Below are 17,968 nucleotides of genomic sequence, written 5' to 3'. Positions count from 1 at the left end.
GCGGGCGACCCCGCAGTCAAGCAGTCGACCACGCCCTCGTCGAGGCGGCGTTGGCGGAATTCACTGATCACGGCTTCCGGGAAATGAGCATGCAGTCCATCGCCGCGCGCGCGGGCGTCAGCAAGGTATCTCTCTACAGACGGTGGCCGTCGAAAATTGCTGTCACCAAGGAGATTCTGCAGCTGATGGGCCAAGCCACGATAGTTGCCGATCACGGTAGTGTGGCCGCTGACGTTCGTCATCTAGTGCGTGAGGCGTTGGTTCCCGCCGAAGCTAAGACCGCGGCAACGGTTCTCATGCGCACGATGGGCGAGATCGCCGGCAACCCCGAGCTGTTGGCGCTCTATCGCGAACATCTTCTCGGCCCGCGCATCCAACAGATCCGCGCGCTCATAGAACGAGCACGAGGCCGCGCCGAGATACCAGAGGGTCTAGACACCGACGTGATCGCCATGACCATCGCCGGACCGATCTTCGCCTACCAGCTCAGCGTATTGACCGAGACCGACACCGACTTACCCGAAAACGTAATAGACCAAATAACCCGCACCATCCTGTCCGGAATTACCGCATGAAGCCAGGTCTCGAGGGATCACAGTGACGGGCTTTCGTAGACCGGCCCAAGCAGTTCGACATCCCCCGACTGGCACCTTGGCTCCGCCATGTATCGATGGCTTTCCGGCCTTATCACCGCCTGATGTTCCGGTGTTAACCGCCCTATCCCACGATTGCCCGCGCTGCGCGCTCTGCGATGAGCATGACCGGCGCATTGGTATTGCCGGAAGTGATGGTGGGCATGGCTGACGCATCGACCACTCGAAGGCCGGCGACCCGGTAAACGCGGCAGTCGGTGTCAAGCACCGTGGCGGGTGACCGCGGCCGACCGTGTGCGTCAAAGGCTCCCATCGCGCAGGTGCCCACCGGGTGGAAGATAGTCGTGCCGAGCTCACCGGCCGCCTGCTGCAGCTCATCGTCGCTCGCCAGTTGCGGGCCCGGAAGCATCTCTTGCGGGCGGTAGCGGGCCAAAGCCGGCGCCGCCATGATCTGCCGGGTCATCTGGAGGCCGATGACCGCGGTTTGACGGTCGGTATCAGTCGACAGGTAATTGCAAAGGATCTTCGGATTGGCCAGTGGATCCGCAGTGGCCATGCGCACGTGGCCACGCGAGCTTGGTCGCAAATTGCAGACCGAGGGGGTAATCGCTCCGAAGGGGTGCAGGGGTTCACCGAACTTCGGCAACGACAAGGGCTGAACGTGCCACTCCAGATCGGGGCTGCCCAGCGCTGGGTCGCTCTTGGCGAAAGCACCCAGCGTGGAAGGCGGCATGGTCATGGGCCCTGACCGCATCAGTAGGTACTGAAGTCCCATGCCCGCGCGGGTGATCCAATTCCGGTACAGCGTATTAACGGTTGGGGCACCCTCGACCCGGTAGACCGTTCGAAGCTGCAGGTGGTCTTGGAGGTTCTCGCCCACTCCCGGTAGATCGACGAGCACTGGCACTTGATGCTGGGCAAGCAGGCCGGCCGGACCCAGACCCGAGACCTGCATCAAATGCGGCGAGCCAATAGCTCCGGCGCTCAGGATCAACTCCCGGCGGGCTCGGACCTCAACGATGTGGCCCCCTTTGAGCAGCCGCAGGCCGGTGACGCGTTGCTGCGCCGTGGTCCAGGCACCGCGACGCTGGTTCTCGTGGACCTGGTCGTCCAGCAGAATCTGCAAGGCCTGCGTCTGCGTGTAGAGGGTGAGATTGGGACGGTCGGCGACGGGATGCAGAAAAGCATCAGCCATCGACCACCGACGGCCACGCCGTTGATTGACATGAAAGTACGCACTGCCGGCGTTGTCGCCTCGATTGAACTCATCGATCGGGGCAATGCCGATCTCGGCGGCGGCGGACTGCCAGGCGTCCAGAATCTTCCAGCGCACACGCGGCCGCTCGACGCGGATCTCACCTTCAACACCGTGCCACTCGTTGGCACCGCCGAAGTAGTTTTCCAGGTCTTTGTAGATCGCCAGCGTCTCACCGGGGGAGTTCAAGCCACCCCAAAGCCACCGCTCGTCACCGGTGGCCTGCGCCCACAACTCGTAGTCGCTGGATTGTCCGCGCATGTGGATCATCGCGTTGATCGACGAGCAGCCGCCGACCACTCGGCCCCGCGCGTAGTGGATGCTGCGGCCGGCCAGGCCTGGGTCAGCCTCGGTCGTGAAACACCAGTCGGTGCGGGGGTTGGCGATGGTGTACAGATAACCCACCGGCACCTTGATCCAGAACCAGTCGTCTTTGCCGCCGGCCTCAACCAGGAGCACCCGACGATCAGGGTTGGCGCTGAGCCGGTTCGCAAGCAGGCAGCCCGCGCTGCCTGCTCCCACGATGACGAAGTCGAATTCCGCGACAGGGCTCATTCCGGCATCGGTCCTCCAAGCTCTGGATGCGTGTCCCGTTATCGAGGTGTCAATCGAATCTGCAGGCGTGAGTGGTCAAACGTCAAGGGCAACGGATCGTGTGGGTTGAGTTTGACACCGGCAGCAGCCGGGCTTCCCTTGCGCAGTAGGGCTGTCAGGACGACGGCGCCGAGTTGCACGGCAAGGTCGGCTCCAGGACATCCTTGCGGGCCGTGACTGAAGAAGTTAAATAACCAAGAGGATCGAGCAGATCCTTCGGTCCAGGCGGTGGGATCGAAGTGGTCGGCCTCGGAGTATCGGTTGGTGTCGCGGTGGTTGAAGCTATTGACGATCATGACTTGTGTTCCTTCGGGAACGGTCGCGCCGTCCCATTCCGCTGCCCGCGTCAGGGTTCGCGCCAGTACCGGCGTGCTGGGCCATAGGCGCATCGCTTCGGATAGGCAGCCGACAAGGTAGTCAGGGCCAGTATGTTCGTCAACTTCGTTCTGTGCCTTCGCGAGAACGGCAGGGTGGGCGGCCAGCAGCGCCAGACAACGCCAGAGGTTGATGGCCAGGGTGTCACCCATCGCGAACATCCAGTGAATGACTTGGTGGGTCGGATGGGTTATGGCGCTCGCGGGTGCCGCGGCGAATTGTCCGACCAGACTGTTGGCTTCTGCGGCTTGTACATAACGGTCTAGTGCCGCTAGGAATGTGCTGAGAAGCTTGGGGTCACCCTTTCCCGGAGGGTTGGCTTTAGTCATAAGCGTTGCCAGTTGTGCCGAGATTAATTCGTCGTCGGCAGCGCTGTCACCGAGGATGATCCGCCGTGAAATGCGTTGTATTACGGCGTGAAACTGTGGCCAGTCACTATTGTCGGGGATCGACAGGGCTTCCTCGTGAGCGACGGTGTCGCATCGGTTCGCGATTGCGCCGCTGCCGGTGGCACGTGCTAGGACGGCGTCGGTGAATCGCCGGCGGTCGGACCAATGGCTGCCCCGGGATATGGTCAGGGCGTGCGGCTGAAATTTGTTCATCCCTGAGAGCTTGGGTTCGGGGTCGGAGGCGAATGGCTCTGGCGCGTGGGAGAAAGCGAAGCGGATCTGATCGGGGCCGAATACAAGCAATGTCGGCTTTCCTGCCACGTTTACCCACATAGGTCCGTCGCCGTAGCGATGATGCAGTGCGGTGAGGAGTCGGTGGGCGCGGCGGGCAACACCGACTCGGTTCAGCGCAGCGGTCACTCTCGGCCGGCGACTGAACAGGCCTTCAGCCAGATTGGGCAGCGCCACTAGCGTTGTGAAGCGCACGCCATCAGCTGTGGACGTGCGTGGGAAGGCGACTGTGCGGCTCATCAAGGTTTCCTACTTGAGATAATGACGGCAGTCGGCGACGAAGATGTCGCGGTCACCGACGTAGCGGTCGATTGGTGGAAGGTTATGCAGCTCAACGTGAATGGGGCTAACTCGGTTGTCATCCGCCGGTAGTTGTCTGGCCCACACACGACCGCATTCGCGCAGCCCGGGAACCGCGAGCCACGGGTCGCGCTTGGCGATAGTGGCGATGGCGGGATTGGTGAGTGCGATGTCGAGCCAGGGACTGATCAGGGTCAGTCCAAGGGGCGAGGTGGCTCCGGCGACGATAACCGTTTGGGCCAGCCCTGCTCCGGAGGAGTCGCCAGCGACGTAGATAGGCCCGTGTTGTGCCGCTCGGTCCATCACTTTGCCAAGCAAGTCGATCGCTTCTTCAGCGCAGTGTTGCGGCGCGAGCCCGTATAGAGGTCGGCAGCAATGGTCTCGCTGTTGCTGGAGTGCACTGTGTAGCAGTCGAACCCGTCGATATCATCGCGGGTCACCTGGTGACGAGCGGACGTGGCCAGTTGCGAGGGCGGTCCACTGGCGCTCTTGGGCCGATTGAGGTAGGCGCGTGCGCTTTGAGGTGTTGCGTAGGTGCGGGGTCGACGTATGAGGCGCCCGTAGGTAGCGATGGCCTGCATCTGCCAGGACATGAGTCCGCCCTATCTCAGTTGCGGTGTCACCGGGCGACCGTAATCTTAAAGACAGCGCTGGTGATCGTTCCGAATGCATTGTTGCCGCCAATGAATAGGCGTTTGGTGTCGTAGCCGGCAACGTCTTTCATGTTCTGCCCGCCGAAGCGGGCCGCGGCGGCGCCGTCAGGCAGGACGACGTCGACGCCGAGCAGCCCGTGGCGCACCGCTAGGCGTTCCTCACCCGTCGCATTGGCGATAAGTTCGCCGACGGTGCGTTCAGTTTTCTCGGTTGGGATGGCGGGGCATGTCACGCCTTCCTGGTCAAGTTTCTTCGATAGTGCATCGAGGGTGACTGCGGCACCGACCACCAGGTTCAAGTTGCCGGTGTTCACCTCGACTGAGCTGTCGTCACCATCGGCTTGCGTGGCTGAACCCGGGTGGCGGTCGAGGGCAGTGCGCACCGCGGCCTCGAAGGAGGGTAGCGCGGGTTCCTCCGGCGACACGTCGGGCAGCATGATGCCGGGATTGAAGCGCTGCGCGGGATCGAAGACCTGCTTGAGGACGCGCTGGGCCGCGATCTCCACTGGGGTGAAGCGTTTGGTCATGAACTGGATCTTCTCGGTTCCGACACCGTGCTCGCCGGTGATGGTGCCACCCAACTGCAGTGCCGCTTCGATGATTTCGTTGTTCGCGGCCTCCAACGCGGCGGCCGCGTTGGGGTTTTCCTTATCGTAGAACGTGGTCGGGTGCAGGTCGCCGTCGCCGGCGTGCCCGGTCACGGCGATGAACAGCAGCGCGTCGGAGTGCCGCTTGGCGGTATCCTGGATTGCCTGCTGCATCTCCGGTATGTGTTGCCGGGGAACGGTGACGTCGCCGATGAAAAAGCCTTTGCCGCTTCGCACGACGGCGTCGGGGGCATGCAGGCGCCCATACCACAGCTTCGCTCGGGCGTCGTCGTCATCGGCGTGACGCACCTCAACGGCGTTTTGCCGCAGCACTTTGTCCACGATCGCGGCGTCGCGGTCAACCTCGTCGGCAGAGCCGTCGACGTCGATGAGCACGATCGCGTCGGCATCGGCGGGATAGCCGGTGTCGGTGAACTGCTGCAGTCCAGCGATACCGACGCGGTCGAGCCATTCGACCGCTGCGGGCACGGTACCTGTCTGAATGATCGCGGCGATGGTTTCGGCCGCCTCCCGGGCTGTGTTGAAGCTGCCCATCAGGCTGCGGGTGACCGGCGGGATGGGTCGCAACGCCACGGTGGCCTCGGTGAGGATGGCCAGGGTGCCCTCCGACCCGACGAGCACGCCCAGCAGATCAGGGCCGTCGTCGTCGGCGCTGAACTGGACTACCGAACCGTCGGCGAGGACCGCTTCCACGGCCACGACGTGGTTGTAGGTGACGCCGTACTTGAGAGCGTGTGGGCCACCGGCGTTTTCAATGATGTTGCCGCCGACAGTTGCCAGATGTGCCGAGACGGGGTCGGGTGAGAAAACCAGCTTGTGCGGGGCTAACCGCTCCTGCAGATCGGAATTGATGACGCCGGGCTGAACCCGGGCGGTGCGAGCTACCGGGTCGATGTCGAGAACCTGATTCATCTTCGTCATGTCGATCACCACACGGTCCGAACCGGCCATGACTCCGGCGCTGCAATTCGACGCGCCCCCGCGGGTGACCAACGAGACATTTTGTTCAGCAGCGACTTTCACAATTGCGACGACCTCGTCGCGGGTTTGTGGGCGTAGTACCAGACCGGGCTGTTGACCGAAACCCCAATAGTCTTTGCCATTTTCGGACAGAGTGGCGGCGTCAGTGGCCACCGCGTCGGGGCTACCTAAGGCCGCAGCAAACGCTGATACGATCGGGCCTTCCATTGCCATTCTCCTAGCCGCCGAATCCGCCCGAGACAGGTGTGGTGCGCGCGTTGATCAGGGTAGGTCGGTCGCGGTCGGCGATGCCCGCCTTGACCAACTCGAATACCTCGTCGGAGCTGTGTGCTTCGTGGGCGTCGACGCCGTAGCTGGCCGCGGTTCCTACGATGTCGAGGCCGGGGATATCGAGTCCGGGGACGTTCGGGGTCTTCTCCCAGACTCCGAATTCTTTGACCACGCCGTACTCGGCATTGGACGCCACGACCACGGTGACCGGAATCTTGTATCGCGCCGCGCTCCACAGCGCGGTAATTGCGTAATGCATCGAGCCGTCGCCCATGAGCGCGACCACCGGCCGATCCGGCGCCGCGATTTGGGCACCCACCGATGCGGGTAGGCCCCAGCCGAGTCCGCCGCCTGCCGCGGACAGATGCGACAGCGGATTGCCCGGACGGATGCTGTCGGTCATGGGGATCTCGTTACTGCCGGCTTCGCTGACCCACAGCGTGTCATCGGGTGCGGCGTGACCGACGGCCGTCCACAGATCCTCGGGTCTGAGCGGCACCGGCGCCGATACCTGTTTGGGGACCGCGGCGCGCGGTGTGGGGGCGGAGCGGTGGGTTGGTTTCACCGTCGTTGCCAGAGCCTGGGCTGCTGTGCGGACGTCGGCGACGATCGCGTCCCCGATGGGGGCGCGGGCCGCCTCATCGGGATCGTTAGTGATGTGGATCAAGCTCGCCCCCTCGGGCAGGTACGGCCCCGGCACCTGTGGGTAGTAGCGGAACACCGAGGTCCCGATCGCGAGAATCAGGTCGTGCCCGGCGAGAATCTGCGAGATCCAGCCCGCACCCGGTGGCAGCGCGCCGTGATAGAGCCGGTGATTCTCCGGGAATCCGCTCCAGCCGGTCAAGGGGGCGGTGAACACCGGCGATTCGGCGCGTTCTGCCAGTGCGATCACCGCCTCGTATGCGTCGTAGCGGTCTATGTCACCGCCGACGACGATCACCGGCGACGTGGCGGCGTCTAATCGTGCGGCGACTTGTTCGGCCAACTCTGTCGGGAAACCCGTCGCGTGGGTCACGGTGCGCTCGCGCACGACCTTGGTATCGGCGACTTGGTCGTCGGTCAGTTCGAGGGGCATGTCGTCCATCGGGAGCGAGATGAAAACCGGTCCCATTGGCGGTGTGGTGGCGAGGTGGATCGCGCGGGCCAGCACCGCCGGGGCTTCACTGGCGATGGAGGGTTCGGCCGCCCACTTGATGAACGGCTTGGGCACCGTCGTCGGTTCGTGGTTGGTGAGCAGGCAGTACTGGTTCTGCATGTTGCGGCGCTGGTTGCCCGCGGTGATGATCAGGGGTGTCTTGTTGACGTACGCGTTATAGATCTGGCCTTGCGCGTTACCCATTCCGGGGGCGGTATGCAAGTTGACCACGGCGGGACGCCGGGTAACTTGTGCATAGGCGTCGGCCATCCCGACCGGAATCATCTCCTGCAGGCCGAGGAAGTACCGGAAGTCGTCGGGAAAGTCTTGCAGCAGAGCCAATTCAGACGATCCGGGGTTGCCGAACCAGGTGGTCAGATTGTGTGAGCGGAACAAGTCAAGGATGGCGTCGCGCACTGTGGTCATCGGTGGTCGTTGCTTTCGTAAAGAAGTTACAGAAAGGGTCAGTCGAGTTCGCCGCGCAGGGGGTTTAGCGCCCAAGTCAAGGCGAAGTCGGCGACTTCTTCCCATCCCGCCGCGCCGCAAGTGAAGTGGTCTCGCTGGGGGAACAACTTGTAGGCGGTGATCGCAGACGAGTGTTTGGCGTTTTTCGTGTAGTTCTCGTGCTGCACCGCGGGCGGGAGGATGTGATCGCGGCCGCCGGCGATGAACAGCAGCGGCGCACGGTCGTCGTTGGCGAAGTTGTAGGTGGTCGCAGCGTTGTGCGTGAAGTTGGCCAGTCCACCCTGGAACAAGATCCGCCCCGGTACCGGAACGGCGTAACGCTCATAAGCGATTCTAGAATCTGATTCAGCGAGCGTGTTGGTAAACGCGTAGTGAAATTCCGGTGCTGTGATGGGCACTGCGCGGTGCACATTGGCGGGGTTTTTCAGCACCGGGAACGTGGAACGGATTTCCGAGAATGGCAGCGCCTTAACGCCTTTGACAGCGGCACCGTCGATGGACACGCCGGCTCGCCCGTAACCGACGTCAAGGAGCAACTGCACGAAGGTGCCGCCAAACGAGTGGCCCATCAATATCGGCGGTTCGGCAAGTTCATCGATGATCGCGGCGAGGTGATCGAAGACCTCCCGCACCCCGAGTTCAGCCAGGGGTGTGGGGTCTTCGCGCAATGCTGTGACCCCGGCCGGCCCGGGAGCGACACCGGGGTAGCCCGGCGTCACCACGTCATGACCGCGGGCGCGATAACGCGCCACCCAATCCTCCCAAGCCAACGGTGTCATCCACAGCCCGTGGATGAGAACGATCGTCTGCTTCGAACCGTTTTCCATAGCAGCCAGCATGCGGAATCGAGGTTGGCGCCGACAATGGACCGCAGCCTAAAACCAACTTTGAAAACCCTGTGCCCGAGCACAACGCCACGCGGCGCTTTACGATCCGGTACGTGCCGCCGCAACGAACGCGAACAGGGACCGATCTCACCAATCGCATCCGGCAACAGTCGGAGGCGATCGTGGCCAAGGTTTTCGCTGAGCTGCGCGGTGAAATTTCCGACTACCTTCTCGGCCGTGACGATGGAGGCAACACAGTTCAGGACAACATCGCCGCTTACCTCGACGAGATGCTGGATTGGATCGACCTCGGAGCCGATCCTGGCCACCGGAGTTTCGACTCCGCAATTCGGTACCGCGCCAGCCAGGGCCTGACACTTTCCAGCTTGCTGCACGCGTACAGGCTTGGGGCGGCGATCATCTGGGGCGAGCTCGCATCTCTGGCTGACACAGACGAGATCGAAAAGGAAGCACTGATAGCGGCAACACCGTCCATCTTTGCCTGGATGAACACCAATTCGCTTCGGGCACATGCGACTTTCCGCGAGCTCGAGATCCGTGATGCGCGGCGCAACGAACAAGTGCGCGCCGCGCTGCTGGATACGATTCTGTTCAACGACTCCAGCATCGGAGCGGTGTTCTGGGACGCCGTCGCCGCGCTCGGTCTCCCGCGGACAGGACACCTGACGGTCATCGCGGCCACCGGCGCCGAAGACACATCGATCGGAGATGCGCCTCGCGACATCGAGACGATGATCTCTTCGCATCCCGCTATACAGGACGCGTGGTTTCGCCTCAATGCACGTTCGCAAATCGGAATCGTGTCGATGCGTCGGAACGACCCCGACGTACTGGACAGCATTGCCGGCAGCATCTGCTCAGACGTGCCGGTCTTGATCGGTCTCAGCAGCCCCTTCACCGCAGTCACCGACTGCTCGAAATCCCGCGCCCAAGCACAAGTCGCCATGGCAGCGTCCGCGACCAGCAGACCGATCACTCGCTACAACCGTGACGTCTTGCCCGTGCTGCTCGCCAGCGCCCCCGATGCCGCGGCAGCCGTCGTGGCGGCCACCCTAGGGCCGGTGCTCGAACTGCCACCCGACAGAGCCGAACCGTTACTCACCACTGTCTACACCTGGTTGCGACTCGGCCAATCCGTATCCGCTACGGCCGCAGAGCTGCATTGTCATCGCAACACCGTCAACTACCGGTTGCGTCGATTCACCGAATTCACCGGACGACCACTGACCGACAACTTCTGGCTGGCCCAAGTCGCCTTGGCGCTCGAGGCCCCACGATCCGGCTGGTGAGGATCCGGATTGCCGGCGGAGAAGGCCGGTTATCCGGACTTGATCACGACAGTGACGTGCTGATCGACAGGCTCACAACCGTCAAAAGGTCGAATGTCCATGTCCGGGTGGGCCGGCTGACAGCGGAGCAGGTCGTCGAGGTCGAACGGGCGATGATGGCATTTCTCGGCCTTGCGCGATAGGCGAGAACCGTTTGACAGCAATGTAATACGGCCACCAGCGGTACGTAAGCCCGTTGACCGGTCCCGCAGGTCGAGGTTGGGCGCGAAATCCGTTGTGCAGATACTCAGTTGCGCCACAATAGGCGCAGCGGTGGTGCGGAGCGGCGACGTTCGCGCTTACAGAGGACGGCAGGTCCTGAGATAGCTGAGGAACGAGGCCTGTAGGCCAGTGAGGTGCGTTTCGCGCAGGATCTCGCTGGTGACCGCTTCGCTGCGTGAGGTGAGTCGGTGAAGGATGGTAGTCGTGTTCTTCGCGAGGCTTTGGTAGACGGCGAGGTCTCCGAGAAGCTCGCGGTCGTTGAGGGTCACGTGAAGCTTGGCGGCACGGTGGCTGTCACCCATCTCTTCGAGCTGGGCGAAGATCAGACTGTCTTCGGCGATGACGCCGGGGCTGCCCGCTCCGATGCTCTCGAAGAGGGTGGCGCCGGTGAGCCAGGTGTAGAGACTGAAGAGTCCGCCGTAGGAGTAGCCGAAGAGTCCGTGACCGCTTGTGGCTGTGCCATAGTCGTGTTCGATCCGCGGGTGCAGTTCCGCGGTGAGGAAGCTCAGGAATGCATCGGCGTGGGTGTCGCGTAATTCGGCGAGGTAGGCGTCGGCCTCCTCGCGTGTCCGCGCTCCCATTTGTAGCCCGATCTCCACGGCGTCGATGAGCTCTTGGGCGACAGGTTCGCCGGGTGGCACGAAGTCTCTGTTGCGCAGCCGATCCCAGTCCTGTGCCTCTTCGCCCGCGTAGCCGACGCTGACTTGGATGTAGGGCTGGATCCGTTGCATGGGATCCATCTGGGTCACGATCAGCGGAGCAGTCATGCCCACCGCAAAGTTACCGTCGAGCACATACACGACAGGCGCTTGCGTCGTGGCGGGGTCGTAGCCCGGTGGGGTGGTGACCCAGATGCCGTAGTCGTGCCCACCGCTGGAACGCATCTCGAAATAGTCGGTGCCGGCGAGGCAGCCTTGCCACATAGGGCTCATCGAAGGTCCTTCACAACTCGGCGGGCGCCTCGCAACGCGGCACCCTTAGCAACTCTTATCCATTGGAAAATTCTTTTCCAATGGATAAGCTGCGGGAGTGATCTTGTCAAGCGTGGGACGCAGCGGCGACGCCCGGGACCGCATTCTGGCTCGGCTTCTCGACGCCTTCGGGGAGGACCTTCCTTCGCCACAGATGTCGCTGCGTGAAGTCGCCGCCCAGGCCGGCACCAGCCACGCCCTGCTGCGGTACCACTTCGGGTCACTCTCGGGCGTCCTGGCGGCCATGCTCACAGGGCAGCGATCTCGCGACAATGAGGCGCTTGTCAAGACCGCCGAGCAGTACACCTTTGACGACTTCGTCATGGCGATCTGGCGGACCTACGCCAGGCCGGGGCGGTTGTCGCGTGTCCAGGGCTTCTTTCACGTCGTAGGACTGGCCGCGTACAACCCGGGGGACTTTCGCGAGTTCATCGACTCGCTCAACGATCTGACCACGATGCTGGCTTCGCTCGCGGAACGTGAAGGGCGCGACGCCAAGGAAGCGCTGAGCATGGCGACCGTCGCCATTGCCGCGCTTCGCGGTCTGCTGTTGCAAAAAGTCTTGACTCCAGCAGTTCACTCGGAAGACGCGGTCGCCTTGATCCTGCGTATGAGTAAGGGATGACGCGATCTACAAACATGTCCGGTGTCGATTTAGACCGGGCCGCCATCAGTATGGCTATGTCAACCTGAAATGGCCCCATCGGGGCGTTCAGAACTGGCCCCAGGAATATTGCGCGCCGTCTGAGGGGTGGGCCAGGCGATCATCCAGCGAGCGACGCTGGGCGCGGGCTCACCGCGAGCATCAGCTTGATGAATGCACTGACCCAGTTGCAAATTGCGTTGGGCGAGAGGGTCTGACAGCTACTTGGCGAGCGCGCGGGTATGCGTCGTCGGGCCAGCAGCTCGTCGTCACGTCCCCGATTGAGGAGTTACGGTACGTACCGTACTATTATGGAATGAACATCACCTGGCCCGACCAACTCCCTGTAGCCCAAGTGCGAATCGCACGTCCGACAGCACGTCTGGATGACGTGGTCGCCTTCTATCGGGACCTCATCGGGCTTCCCGAGCTGTACCGATTCGTCGGACACTCCGGGTACGACGGGGTAATGCTCGGGCTTCCAGATGCTGATTACCACCTCGAGTTCACCTCACACGAGGCCGGCAGTCCCTGTCCAGCGCCGTCGCAGGAGAATTTGCTGGTGTTGTATTTCCCCGGCGAATTCGCCATGTACGGCGTGGTTGAACGATTCGGCGAGGCTGGACACGAACCTGTGGCGGCCGAGAACCCGTACTGGGATCAGGTCGGCGCGATGACGTTCGAAGATCCCGACGGTTGGCGTGTGGTCCTGGTGCCGAAACCGGTCTTCTGATGGCACGGGCCCGAAACGCCGATATCGACGACGCAGTCCTGGGTGCGACGCTCGAGTTGTTGGCAGAGGTCGGCTATGCGGATCTGTCCATCGGCCAGGTCGCCACTCGTGCCGGGGTGCACCGCCCGGCGGTGTACCGCCGGTGGCCCTCCAAACGGCATTTGATCGTCGACACCGTCGTCAGTGAACTCGGTGCCGCCCCGACTCCCGACACCGGCGACCTCAGGGCCGATCTGATCGTCGGCATCACGACACTGGCCGCTGCGCTAGGGGGCACGACTCTGGGTGCAATTCTGCCGGCGTTGGTATCAGATCTGGCCCGCTCTCCAGATCTATCCGAGGACTTTCTTCGGAGGGTGTTCGCTCCTCGGAGAGAGTCCACCGCTCAGACCCTCGAGTCCGCGCGGCAGCGGGGCGTGATTCGTGAGTCGTTCGATATGGAGTTCGTGCTCGATGCTCTCGCGGCGCCGGTGTACTACCGGGTTCTGTTTCGGCATCTACCGGTCGATGCCGCTCTTGTCGCCCAGACGGTCGATGCCGTTCTGGCTTCACTGGCCGTGGCCCCGCACGCCGGCACCAGTTGAGAACATGCCGGACATTGCGCGGATCCGATTGGCGAAGCGCTCACCGATGCGATGGTGAGCGGCGACGGACGCCCGGGGAGATGTTGGTCGAGGTAAGTCGACGGGCCAGGGCAGGTGCTGCGGGCCGGGAAGCCGAAGTTGTCCGGCGAACAGGCAGCCCGCACTGCCCACCCCACGCCGACGCAGTCGAACTCGGCGGCGGGGCTCATTTCCGGTAGCAGCGGAGATTAGAACTTCGCTGCATGTCGTTGCCGCGAAACCGGGCGCGTGATCGGCAAAGTCACTCGACTTGACGCTCCAACACCGACATACCGTTGTCGTGGCAGCGTCTGATGATGGCGGCATGAACGAGAACGCAGACATGGTCGAAACCAACTGGGCTGCCGCGGATGCGGCGCTCGCGGTGTAGGTGGAAATGTGGATCGGCGTGTCGAGCGAGCACGTCATCGGTGAGCCGGTACGCGCATCCCGGGTGTGATGACGATCGACTGGATGCGCCATCCACCCGGGGTGCGCGTGTACTGGATGTCGGCGCCGAGGTACGCGGCGCGTGGGTCGTCGCCGTCGTCGGCGGCGACCCACATTAGCCACTGGCCGCGGGCATGGCCACCGTCGACGACGAGGACGGGACTTAGGAAGGCATGCATGGCGAAGGGCACCGAAGCCGTGGCGTCCGGTAACGCTGCCGCGATCGCGGCAGCTCCGATGGTCGGGTCCGCGCCGGGGTGCTCGAATACGCCGTCCGGCGTAAAGATGTCGGCAACGCTCTCGGGCTGAATTGTCTTGCCGGCCCAGCCACGGTTGATCGCGTCGGCGTAACGCGCGGTCAGGTCAATGATGGCGGCCTGATCGTCCCACTTCGATGGACGCGAGGGGAGTGCTGCGGCATAGCTGATTGCGTCCGTCAGCGCCGCCGAGCGGTCGGCCGGGGCCGTCATGACGCGCCATGCGATGTAGCCGTCGGGGCGCACCAGGCAAGCTCCGCCGGGTCCCAGCCCGTACGCCTTCGCGATGGCGGCGTGCTGCGTCGATTCAGCGGGGAAGCAGAGCAACTCGATCGACACTCCGAGCTGGCCGGCGGCTGACTGCGCGGCACCGCGCCACGCTTCGGAGCCGGTGACGAGAGTCCAGCCTCGGCCGAAGTGGTCGAGCGTCGAGCGACGTGGAGCGATCCATACATGTGGCGCCCGGGTGCCGGGCTGCCCGGCCCACTCTTCGGGTCTGCGGGCGTCCGGCAGCTGGCCGGCCGTATCAGCCGGAGCGACGGAGCGGTAGAGCTGGCCGAGTTCCATCGCGACGTCGTCGATGATCTCGATATCCGAGGTGGGGGTGTCGATGTAGGCCTTGTAGTCAGCGCGGGCGAAAATCTGCTGGTGACGTAGCCATGCCACAGGCCGCCGCTCGGCGTCGTAGGTATCGAGGAGCGCCGCCTCACTGCCGCCGGTGTGCACTGCGCCGATCTTCCAGGCGAGGTTGTGGGCATCAGCGATTCCGGTGTTAGCACCGTAACCACCGCGATTAGGTGGGAGCTGGTGTGCGGCGTCTCCGACGAGAAACACCCTTCCGCAACTGAAGTGGTCGGCGATGAGCGCCGACAGGTCCCAACGTCCCGTGGTGATCAATTCGACCGCGAGGTCATCGATTCCAGTGGCGCGCCGGATGACGGCCCGTTGATCCTCTTCCGTGCGGTCGATGTCGTCCTTGAGCATCAGTACCCAGCGTCCGTCCGAGTAGGTGGTCAGAAAGGCATCGAATCCGGGTTGTTCGATCTCGAATTGCACGATGCCGTGGCGCAGATACTGGTCCAACTCCGGCGCGCGGAACAGGATGCTGCGCTGCACTGACAGCAGGCCTCGTCCCGTGCGGCCGATGCCCAGACTGTTCCGGATCCCACTGTCGGCTCCGTCGGCAGCCACCAGATAGTCCGCATCAATGCGGTACTCGCTGCCGTCATGCCGTCTGCGCACGGTGGCAGTCACACCATCACCGTTGTCACGGAAGGACACCAGTTCGCAACCCAACCGCAAATCAGCCCCGAGAGCGCCGGCACGTTCGCGGAGAATGGGCTCCAGAGCGTCTTGGGCTAGTGCACTGGCGCGCACCGGTGAGTGGTCAGCTGCATCTCCTGCGGCGGCCGCGGGCAGCGGTGGCGACCACGGGTACTCCTCGAACCATTGTCCGGTAAGACTTTCGACGCGAGCCCGACGCGGTGGACCGTTCTGCGCGCTCGGCGGTAGCTCGATTCCGACGCTACGGAACAACTCGATGGTCCGAGTGGTGTAGCCGATGGCGCGAGGATGTGGCGAACTGCCGAGATGCCGCTCGATGAGCGTCGTCGGTACTCCCTGCGAGGCGAGGAAGACTGCCGCCGAGAGGCCGACGAGGCTACCTCCGACGACGAGGGCGGTCGGGCGATCGGATGTCTTGCCGTCCATGTGCACTCCCAACTCGGATTTATTTAGTCACTAACGTTATATATTGAGTAAATGTTCTTAGCAACTTGTCACGACTCGCTACGATGAGCCGGTGACGACTGATGCGCCGGGCCGCCGCGCCCGCAAGAATGCGCAAACGCGCCGCGCGTTAGCCGAGGCGGCCGAGCGCCTCTTTCTCACCCGTGGTTATGACGCCGTGGCGGTCAAAGACATTGCCGACGAGGTCGACGTATCAGTTCCCACGCTGTTCAAACACGTTCCCGACGGGAAACCGGCCGTCATGTTCGACGATGGAGTGGAACGACGAGAAGGTCTGCTGGCCGCAGTGCATGGCCGGCCGCCGCAGACGTCGGTGCTCACCGCGCTGCGAGAGTTCATGGCCGGCAGGGGGCCGTTCGAACAGAATCCCACGCGCACGTTCGTCCGACGTACCGAACTGATTATGACCACTCCGGCGCTCCGCGAGTACTCACGCAAGCTCTGGATCCGCTGCGAGGCACCTCTAGCCGAGGCCATTGCAGCTGAACTGGGTCGGCCATCCGACGACATCACCGCTCGCGCAGTGGCTCGTTACGTCCTGGAGATCCCGCAGTTTGTCGGCGACGAGCCCGATCCACGCAACGCGCTGAACGCAATCTTCGATCTCCTCGAGCACGGCCTGCGGTAGGGCCCTGCGCATCGCGTGGCCCGCGAAACGAGAACCTCAGCCGCACTGATCGTTGAGCGCAGTACCGACGAAGGACGATATGTCCCGCTGGACCTTCTTCGACTCCGGAGTGGGTAACAGAACGAAACCATGGAATCCGCAAGCTATCTCGACAAGCGTGGCTTCTACACCGGCGGCACCCATTCGGGTCGCGACGTTGCGGGAGTCATCGAGTAGACAGTCGTGGGTTCCGACGACGATCAGTGTGGGAGGAAAGTCGGCAAAGGAGCCGTAGATTGGCGACACCAGCGGCATCTTCAGATCATGGTCACCGGCGTAGGCCGCAGCGCTCCGCGAAAGACCTTCCCGGGAAAGCAGATCTCGGTGCTCATTCCGCAGGAAGCTGTCCGCACTGTTGGTCAGATCCGCCCAAGGAAACATCGTCACCAGACCTTTCGGCGCGACAAAACCCTCGTCGAGCACCCGTCGCACCAGCGACATGGCCAGCCCGCCTCCGGCGGATTCCCCGACAATGACTGTGGGCCGGTCATGCGCTACCGCCGAATAGACCGCCCACACATCGTCCAGTGCTGCGGGGAACGGATGCTCCGGTGCAGGTCGGTAATCGACGCTCACCAGTTCGGCGCTGTGACGCCGGGCCAGGCCACTATGGGCGCGGGCTGCCAGCGAACTACCGGCTACGAACGCCCCGCCGTGCACGTGGAAGATCAGCCCTGCGCCGACCCGGGCCGGACGAAACCACCGAACGGGCACCCCGGACACCGTGTCGGTGGCCTCCTCGACGCCGCGCACTCGCCGCTGGAGCGACTCCATCGAACGGGTCATCCTGCGCGTTCGGCCCACGTCTTGACCAGACCCTACTTTTGCTGTCGCCAAAAGCATGAGCTTCTGGAGAGCGAGCAATCGTCTGCTCGCGCGCCTCGAGTGGGATTGCGAGTGAGGAAAGGACACGAGCTTTCTCCTTCACATCAGGGCAGCGTCATCACGCGCCTTGCAGTAACAGCAGCAGCCCCACCGCGATGAGGACCACCGCGAGGATCGCGGAATTATGGCGCTCCAGAACAACTTTGAGCCGTTGCAGGGGTGCGTTCATGCGCTCACGCCAGATGACATAGCTCAGCACCGGCAGTATCACGGTCACGCTGGCGAGCGCGGCGAAACCGGCCACATCACCTAACCGGATCAGGCTCGTCTGCGTGGTAGCCCCGACGCTGAAACCGGCTGCGGCGCAGGCGGAGAGCACCTTGGGGTTCAGGGACACCAGAACCGGTGCAACTATCAGGGCCCGCGGCGGAGTAACAGAATCCAGCGCTCGCAGCCATACCGGCGCACGTGCGGCTCGCCCCCGACGCATCCAGGTGACGGCGCCGGCGAGGATCAGGAGCACCGCCAGAATCAGCGTGGCGGGTCGGATCCAGTGTGGCGGGGGACCGGCGGCGTCAGGCACTTGCCCGGCGATTCCGACGAAAAGCCATGTCGCAGCTACCAAGGTCAACGTCCAGCCCGTGGCGAACGCCCATCCCGCGGCGAGTGGACGGGGCGTGTGGAGCATCAGGATCGCTGGAAGCACCGAGGCCGGCGACACGGCGATGACCAGCGCCAGCGATGCCAGCTCCACCCGCATTGCG

At 63.4% G+C, this 17,968-nt stretch carries 17 protein-coding genes; 7 read left to right on the top strand and 10 right to left on the bottom strand.

Going from position 1 to position 17,968, the window contains the following annotated elements; translation table 11 throughout:
• The first annotated feature begins 50 nt into the window (after window positions 1-50).
• The gene (locus tag G6N38_RS25385; protein ID WP_163750832.1) at window positions 51-575 is read left to right on the top strand and encodes a TetR/AcrR family transcriptional regulator; all 525 of its coding nucleotides are present in this window, start codon (window positions 51-53) and stop codon (window positions 573-575) included.
• Between the two features lie 142 nt (window positions 576-717).
• On the opposite strand, the gene G6N38_RS25380 is transcribed toward G6N38_RS25385, so the two are convergent.
• The 6 genes from G6N38_RS25380 to G6N38_RS25355 form a co-directional block, all read right to left on the bottom strand.
• A complete protein-coding gene (locus tag G6N38_RS25380; protein ID WP_163750830.1) occupies window positions 718-2,403 on the bottom strand; it encodes a GMC family oxidoreductase in 1,686 nt (561 codons plus the stop codon).
• 38 nt (window positions 2,404-2,441) lie between these two features.
• On the bottom strand, window positions 2,442-3,737 hold the full coding sequence (locus G6N38_RS25375; protein ID WP_163750828.1) for a cytochrome P450: 1,296 nt from the start codon (window positions 3,735-3,737) through the stop codon (window positions 2,442-2,444).
• A 9-nt stretch (window positions 3,738-3,746) separates the two neighbouring features.
• Entirely contained in the window at window positions 3,747-4,115 is a 369-nt protein-coding gene (locus tag G6N38_RS25370) for an alpha/beta hydrolase fold domain-containing protein (protein WP_246227436.1), read from the bottom strand.
• Window positions 4,116-4,416: 301 nt separating this feature from the next.
• A complete protein-coding gene (locus tag G6N38_RS25365; RefSeq protein ID WP_246227435.1) occupies window positions 4,417-6,246 on the bottom strand; it encodes an FAD-binding oxidoreductase in 1,830 nt (609 codons plus the stop codon).
• Window positions 6,247-6,256: 10 nt separating this feature from the next.
• Window positions 6,257-7,870 (bottom strand): benzoylformate decarboxylase, encoded by a 1,614-nt coding sequence (gene mdlC / locus G6N38_RS25360; protein WP_163750825.1) that lies wholly within the window; start codon window positions 7,868-7,870, stop codon window positions 6,257-6,259.
• Window positions 7,871-7,908: 38 nt separating this feature from the next.
• Entirely contained in the window at window positions 7,909-8,736 is an 828-nt protein-coding gene (locus tag G6N38_RS25355) for an alpha/beta hydrolase (protein WP_163750823.1), read from the bottom strand.
• Between the two features lie 182 nt (window positions 8,737-8,918).
• On the opposite strand from G6N38_RS25355, the gene G6N38_RS30860 reads away from it, so the two are divergent.
• Window positions 8,919-10,046 (top strand): PucR family transcriptional regulator, encoded by a 1,128-nt coding sequence (locus G6N38_RS30860; protein WP_246227434.1) that lies wholly within the window; start codon window positions 8,919-8,921, stop codon window positions 10,044-10,046.
• On the top strand, window positions 10,043-10,228 hold the full coding sequence (locus G6N38_RS30855; RefSeq protein ID WP_246227433.1) for a type II toxin-antitoxin system PemK/MazF family toxin: 186 nt from the start codon (window positions 10,043-10,045) through the stop codon (window positions 10,226-10,228). Before G6N38_RS30860 ends, G6N38_RS30855 begins: the two co-directional genes overlap by 4 nt.
• Before the next feature lie 156 nt (window positions 10,229-10,384).
• Here the strand turns inward: G6N38_RS30855 and G6N38_RS25340 are convergent, their stop codons facing one another.
• On the bottom strand, window positions 10,385-11,239 hold the full coding sequence (locus tag G6N38_RS25340; protein ID WP_163750818.1) for an alpha/beta hydrolase: 855 nt from the start codon (window positions 11,237-11,239) through the stop codon (window positions 10,385-10,387).
• A 97-nt stretch (window positions 11,240-11,336) separates the two neighbouring features.
• On the opposite strand from G6N38_RS25340, the gene G6N38_RS25335 reads away from it, so the two are divergent.
• The 3 genes from G6N38_RS25335 to G6N38_RS25325 all read left to right on the top strand — a co-directional run bounded on the left by G6N38_RS25335 (window position 11,337) and on the right by G6N38_RS25325 (window position 13,238).
• On the top strand, window positions 11,337-11,903 hold the full coding sequence (locus G6N38_RS25335; protein ID WP_163750816.1) for a TetR/AcrR family transcriptional regulator: 567 nt from the start codon (window positions 11,337-11,339) through the stop codon (window positions 11,901-11,903).
• Window positions 11,904-12,237: 334 nt separating this feature from the next.
• A complete protein-coding gene (locus G6N38_RS25330; RefSeq protein ID WP_163750814.1) occupies window positions 12,238-12,654 on the top strand; it encodes a VOC family protein in 417 nt (138 codons plus the stop codon).
• Window positions 12,654-13,238: a TetR/AcrR family transcriptional regulator gene (locus G6N38_RS25325; RefSeq protein WP_163750812.1), complete on the top strand. Its 585-nt coding sequence runs from the start codon at window positions 12,654-12,656 to the stop codon at window positions 13,236-13,238. Before G6N38_RS25330 ends, G6N38_RS25325 begins: the two co-directional genes overlap by 1 nt.
• Window positions 13,239-13,681: 443 nt before the next feature.
• Here the strand turns inward: G6N38_RS25325 and G6N38_RS25320 are convergent, their stop codons facing one another.
• Window positions 13,682-15,673: an FAD-dependent monooxygenase gene (locus tag G6N38_RS25320; protein WP_163750811.1), complete on the bottom strand. Its 1,992-nt coding sequence runs from the start codon at window positions 15,671-15,673 to the stop codon at window positions 13,682-13,684.
• 91 nt (window positions 15,674-15,764) lie between these two features.
• Between G6N38_RS25320 and G6N38_RS25315 the strand changes: the two genes are divergently transcribed.
• Window positions 15,765-16,340 (top strand): TetR/AcrR family transcriptional regulator, encoded by a 576-nt coding sequence (locus G6N38_RS25315; RefSeq protein ID WP_163750809.1) that lies wholly within the window; start codon window positions 15,765-15,767, stop codon window positions 16,338-16,340.
• A 36-nt stretch (window positions 16,341-16,376) separates the two neighbouring features.
• On the opposite strand, the gene G6N38_RS25310 is transcribed toward G6N38_RS25315, so the two are convergent.
• Window positions 16,377-17,153: an alpha/beta hydrolase gene (locus G6N38_RS25310; RefSeq protein WP_163750807.1), complete on the bottom strand. Its 777-nt coding sequence runs from the start codon at window positions 17,151-17,153 to the stop codon at window positions 16,377-16,379.
• Between the two features lie 169 nt (window positions 17,154-17,322).
• The gene (locus G6N38_RS25305; RefSeq protein WP_163750805.1) at window positions 17,323-17,964 is read right to left on the bottom strand and encodes a GAP family protein; all 642 of its coding nucleotides are present in this window, start codon (window positions 17,962-17,964) and stop codon (window positions 17,323-17,325) included.
• Window positions 17,965-17,968: the final 4 nt, after the last annotated feature.

It is taken from the genome of Mycolicibacterium helvum (assembly GCF_010731895.1).
In the GTDB taxonomy this organism is placed as follows: domain Bacteria; phylum Actinomycetota; class Actinomycetes; order Mycobacteriales; family Mycobacteriaceae; genus Mycobacterium; species Mycobacterium helvum.
Note: the sequence above shows the minus strand (reverse complement) of the source record. Positions and strands in the feature narration are given on the sequence as shown.

Coding starts and splice junctions, on each gene's coding strand:
- G6N38_RS25325 (WP_163750812.1), top strand. CDS start 12,654: ATGGCACGGGCCCGAAACGCCGATATCGACGACGCAGTCCTGGGTGCG.
- G6N38_RS25310 (WP_163750807.1), bottom strand. CDS start 17,153: ATGGAGTCGCTCCAGCGGCGAGTGCGCGGCGTCGAGGAGGCCACCGAC.
- G6N38_RS25305 (WP_163750805.1), bottom strand. CDS start 17,964: ATGCGGGTGGAGCTGGCATCGCTGGCGCTGGTCATCGCCGTGTCGCCG.
- G6N38_RS25320 (WP_163750811.1), bottom strand. CDS start 15,673: ATGGACGGCAAGACATCCGATCGCCCGACCGCCCTCGTCGTCGGAGGT.
- G6N38_RS25380 (WP_163750830.1), bottom strand. CDS start 2,403: ATGAGCCCTGTCGCGGAATTCGACTTCGTCATCGTGGGAGCAGGCAGC.
- mdlC (WP_163750825.1), bottom strand. CDS start 7,870: ATGACCACAGTGCGCGACGCCATCCTTGACTTGTTCCGCTCACACAAT.
- G6N38_RS25365 (WP_246227435.1), bottom strand. CDS start 6,246: ATGGAAGGCCCGATCGTATCAGCGTTTGCTGCGGCCTTAGGTAGCCCC.
- G6N38_RS25375 (WP_163750828.1), bottom strand. CDS start 3,737: ATGAGCCGCACAGTCGCCTTCCCACGCACGTCCACAGCTGATGGCGTG.
- G6N38_RS25330 (WP_163750814.1), top strand. CDS start 12,238: ATGAACATCACCTGGCCCGACCAACTCCCTGTAGCCCAAGTGCGAATC.
- G6N38_RS25340 (WP_163750818.1), bottom strand. CDS start 11,239: ATGAGCCCTATGTGGCAAGGCTGCCTCGCCGGCACCGACTATTTCGAG.
- G6N38_RS25355 (WP_163750823.1), bottom strand. CDS start 8,736: ATGGAAAACGGTTCGAAGCAGACGATCGTTCTCATCCACGGGCTGTGG.